A 2,622-nucleotide genomic window follows, 5' to 3' on the forward strand; every position below is an offset into this window, starting at 1 on the left:
CCACGGATTCCCGACCCAAGCCCGTGCCGCGTAGCGGCACAGCAACGATCGAGAAGGCCAGAATCCTCGGGCATCAGCCCGAGGAGCAAGTCAAGAGAAACGCGCCTACATCTACCTCGGCACCGTCACCGTCGCAGCTCTCACCATCTAGCTCCGCACATGATCCGAGAAACAGCGCCGAGCGCCGGACTCATCACCTGGAATGTCGTGTAATCCAAGCCCCTGCCCCGACCAGGTCCGGCGTGCACTCGTCCCGGCGCCGGGAACCCGCCGCGATTGCGTCGCGGGCCGCCGCCGATGAGGCCGACCCGGGCGTGCAGACAAGTGCTGTGCGTGTCCGGCCTCGGGGAACATGCGAAGGAACTGTCTTTGCACGCAGCGGGGGCGTTCCGCTGCTCGTTGGTATGGCCCCTTGTATGTTCCGGCGTTGCAGCCGGGTGGGCAGCCTCTGGAGCGGTCTCGCTGCAGACTGTGGCCGATCTTATGGGCCCTGTTGTCGACGGGGGTGCTGGCGTGGACCACGAACGGGTCGTAGCTGGACGGCATCTGACGGTAAAACACTGCGGAAGGGTCTCGACTTGCCGCGCTCGCGGCAGCTGCCGGAGGGCCCGGTGTTACGCGCGTAAATTTCTGCTGCCAATAGCTTGCCGACGCCCCCAGAACTCACGATACTTGAGTATTGAACTTGTCAGGAGCACGTCCTGCCTGCCTACCGGCGGGCTCTTGCCATACCCGCTCGCCCCCCTCTGACCCGCATTTCCCCACAGGAGGAACGCATGCGGATCAAGAAGCCCGGCACTGCGAGACGCGCGGGACGGACCGCCACAGCGTCCGGCCTGTTCGTGGCTACCGTACTCACGACCCCCACCACTCAGACGCTCTCGGCGGGCGAGTCCTCACTAAGGACGCGTCTGACATCCGCCGAGCCCGGATCCGCCGCCACCGCCCCCGACACCGCCGCGCCCCCCTGTCAGCGACGCGAGCGGAACCTCCGGGCAATCGGCCGGCGGCGACAGAGCCTCACATCGGCCGGACTGCCGCCGATGCGCGCACCGAGCCCGCGGCGCATACGGAGCCCGCGACGCCGGGACGACAGTCGCGTCCATACAGGCTGCGGCGAGCCATGGGGACCGACGCCCCAGCACTCGGCGGCAGCGCCGCCCACTGTGTGCGCCCCGTCGATCTCAGGGGCTGCGCTTCCTCTCGCGAGCGCCCCTCCGATCCCGCCTCAGGGCCCGTGACCGGGACGTCGAACACGCTCGGCACCGGCATGCACTGACGGTCCGCCGACTGTTTCCTCGAGGCACCCACGCTGCCCCCACCGGCCCGCCGGGGGCATCACTCCGCCTTCTCGCGGTGGCCTCCCTGTTCGGCCCGCTCCCGGCCTCATTCGCGTGAGATCAGGACGTGAACACGGAGTCAAGCAAAAGGCTGATCTGTCATGTCCACCTCACTCGCGCAGTTCTGTCATCTGCGTCTGGCGGAAGACAACATTCCATTTCTGGAGGTCTCGTGAGATCGACCAAGGTGCTGTCCGTGCTTGCAACCCTGGGCGCCGTAGTGCTGATCAGCCTGGGCCTGACCGCTCCGGCCCAGGCCGCCGGCGCCGTGTACGTCGCCCTCGGTGACTCGTACTCAGCCGGCAACGGCGCGGGCAACTACGACAGCGCGAGTGGAAACTGCCACCGCAGCTTCAGCGCCTACCCGTACCTGTGGAAGAACGCGCACGCCCCGTCCTCCTTCGCGGACACGGCTTGTTCGGGTGCAGTCACCACGGACGTGACGAACTCTCAGCTCGGCCCCCTGAACGCCTCCACCACCTTGGTCTCCCTCACCATTGGCGGCAATGACGCCGGATTCGCCGACGTCATGACGGCCTGCGCAACGGACTCGGACTCCGACTGCGTCAACCGGGTCAACCAGGCCGAGAGCTACGCGCGGAACACGCTGCCTGCCCGCCTTGACGCCACGTACAACGCGATCCGGGCCAAGGCCCCCAACGCCAAGGTGGTCGTGCTGGGTTACCCGCACCTCTACACCCTCAACGTCTTCTGCATCGGACTCAGCGACACCAAGCACCGCAAGATCGACGAGGCCTCCGACGTCCTTGACAGCGTCATCCAGGGTAGGGCCGCCGCACATGGCTTCGTCTTCGGTGACGTCCGTACGACCTTCAACGGGCACGAGCTGTGCTCCGGCGACGACTGGCTGCACTCGATCGTCATCTCGCCGACCTGGGAGTCTTACCACCCCACCGCCACCGGTCACGCCTCCGGCTTCTACCCTCTGCTCAACGCCAACAGCTGACCGGCCGGCATCGGCAGGCCAGCACTCCGGGTCTCCCGGGCCCCTGTGCGAGGGAACCACGCACAGGGGCCCCGCTCGTTTCGTTTACCCATGACGCCGAACCCTGGAAGGCAATGGGCAGTTGGCGATACGGATAGCGCCCAATTCGGCGGTTAAGCTGTGCGGCACAAGTGACCACCAGGTAAGAGGCCGGCGGGGTGCACTGCTCGGTAGTCGGCGCCTTACTGGCTCTAACAAAAGCGGTTTGATCATGTGACTGTTGGCTTGATCGTTCGTTGATGTGGGCATGGGGAAGCGTCAGTCGCGGCCGTGGGT

At 66.4% G+C, this 2,622-nt stretch carries 1 protein-coding gene; it reads left to right on the forward strand.

Annotated features, from left to right (window positions below; genetic code table 11):
• Positions 1–1,512 precede the first annotated feature (1,512 nt).
• The gene (locus H305_RS0143550; RefSeq protein ID WP_028805937.1) at positions 1,513–2,307 is read left to right on the forward strand and encodes an SGNH/GDSL hydrolase family protein; all 795 of its coding nucleotides are present in this window, start codon (positions 1,513–1,515) and stop codon (positions 2,305–2,307) included.
• The last annotated feature ends 315 nt before the right edge of the window (positions 2,308–2,622 follow it).

Origin of the sequence: Streptomyces sp. 142MFCol3.1 (assembly GCF_000424945.1) — a bacterium.
Taxonomy (GTDB): Bacteria; Actinomycetota; Actinomycetes; order Streptomycetales; family Streptomycetaceae; genus Streptomyces; species Streptomyces siamensis.